Here is a 1,465-nt window from a genome sequence, read left to right on the forward strand (position 1 = left end):
GTGTCCCCGTTACCTTTTTCGTGGTTCCTGATCAAGGAGCTGTGGTCGCCGGGCCCGGCATGACTGATGTCCCCAGTCGAACGCATGATCCGAAGGGTGGTGTCACCGGGTTTGGTGGCATCGAAGGACCGCTGATAGGGACACGGCCGCCCTTGGGGTAGGTCTGCTCGTAACGTGGGTGCCGGCCATCGATGCCCGACCGGTGATCACCCGTGGCGAGTGAACGGGATGGTGGATGAGCAGCGATTTCGGGGTGTTCCTCGGTCTGGATGTCGGCAAGCAAGCCCATCACGCAGTCGGTCTCGCCCCGGACGGGAAGCGGCTGCACGACGCGCCGCTGCCCAACACCGAACCGAAACTGCGGGCCTTGTTCGCCAAACTCGCCCAGCACGGAACACTGCTGGTCGTGGTCGACCAACCAGCCACGATCGGCGCGCTGCCGGTCACGGTCGCCCGCGCAGCCGGGCACCAGGTCGCCTACCTGCCCGGACTGGCGATGCGCCGCATCGCCGACCTTTACCCCGGCCAGGCGAAAACCGATGCCCGGGACGCGTTCGTCATCGCCGACGCCGCCCGCTGCCTGCCCCACACCCTGCGACCGGTCGACGTCGACGATGACACCCTGGCCGAACTCGACGTGCTGGTCGGCTTCGACGACGACCTGGCCGGTGAGGCCACCAGGATCAGCAACCGCATCCGCGGCCTGCTCACCGGCCTCCACCCCGCCCTCGAACGCGCCATCGGCCCGAAGATCAGCCACCCCGCGGTCCTGGAAATCCTGTCCCGCTGCGGCGGACCAGCCGGAATCCGCAAAACCGGACGCCGCAAGCTGACCGCGATCGCGAAAGCCCACGCCCCCCGCATGGGCGAGCGGCTGGTCGAGGCGATCACGACCGCGCTGGCCGAGCAGACCGTCACGGTTCCGGGCACCGCGGCCGCCGACACCGTCCTGCCCCGACTCGCGGACAGCCTGAAAACCGTTCTCCAGCAACGAAAACAGGTCGCCGAACAGGTCGAGGGGATACTCGATGCGCACCCTCTCGCCGGGGTCCTGACCTCGATGCCCGGCATCGGAGTCAGGACCGCCGCCCGCATCCTCCTCGAGATCGGCGACGCCTCCCACTTCGCCAGCTCTGCACACCTCGCCGCCTACGCCGGCATCGCCCCCGTCACCCGCAACTCCGGAACCAGCATCAAAGGCGAACACCCAGCCAGAACCGGCAACCGCAAACTCAAACGAGCGTTCTTCCTCGCCGCCTTCGCCGCCATGTCCGACCCCACCAGCCGCACCTACTACGACAAGAAAAGAGCCGAGGGCAAGAACCACAACGCCGCACTCATCTGCCTCGCCCGCCGCCGCTGCGACGTCCTCTACGCCATGCTCCGCAACGGCACCCACTACCGCCACCCCGAACCCGTCTCCACCCCCGCCGCGGCTTGACAACCACATAGGGACACCCTTCCG

1 protein-coding gene is annotated in these 1,465 nt (G+C 67.8%); it reads left to right on the plus strand.

The genetic code is table 11. The features are described from left to right. The first annotated feature begins 235 nt into the window (after window positions 1-235). The gene (locus tag EV186_RS38655) at window positions 236-1,441 is read left to right on the plus strand and encodes an IS110 family RNA-guided transposase (RefSeq protein WP_133854532.1); all 1,206 of its coding nucleotides are present in this window, start codon (window positions 236-238) and stop codon (window positions 1,439-1,441) included. Window positions 1,442-1,465: the final 24 nt, after the last annotated feature.

This window comes from Labedaea rhizosphaerae, assembly GCF_004362825.1.
GTDB lineage: Bacteria > Actinomycetota > Actinomycetes > Mycobacteriales > Pseudonocardiaceae > Labedaea > Labedaea rhizosphaerae.

Excerpts from the sequence above, each read along its gene's own strand:
- EV186_RS38655 (WP_133854532.1), top strand. The coding sequence starts at position 236 with ATGAGCAGCGATTTCGGGGTGTTCCTCGGTCTGGATGTCGGCAAGCAA.